Below are 326 nucleotides of genomic sequence, written 5' to 3'. Positions count from 1 at the left end.
GGATTGAGCGTTGTAAAGGGTGCGACATCTGTTGGTGCTTTGCAGGCGGATGGTACGTTTGATGTGACCTATGCGTTGGTCACGACGAACACGGGTAACGTGACGTTGGATAATCTGACGCTGACTGATGATTTGGCGACGCAATTTGGTGCGACGGCTGTTGGTGCAATCACGAACTACGCGATCACAGGTGCGACTGCGACTGGGTCCACAGCACCTGCGGCTGCGTCACCGGCTTATGATGGGTCTAACGCTTTGATCGGGGCGGGCGGTGTCTTGGCCGTCGGCGATAGCGTCACGGTGACCTTCACCGTTAACCTTAATCC

1 protein-coding gene is annotated in these 326 nt (G+C 56.1%); it reads left to right on the top strand.

What is annotated here, in order from left to right; translation table 11 throughout:
* The coding region (locus J3L16_RS16565) for a hypothetical protein (protein ID WP_207614072.1) at positions 1-326 on the top strand (326 nt) is incomplete at both ends.

The sequence above is a fragment of the Alteromonas sp. 5E99-2 genome (assembly GCF_017368475.1).
GTDB lineage: Bacteria > Pseudomonadota > Gammaproteobacteria > Enterobacterales > Alteromonadaceae > Alteromonas_F.
The sequence above is the reverse complement of the archived record's forward strand: the minus strand, read 5'-3'. Positions and strand labels throughout refer to the sequence as shown.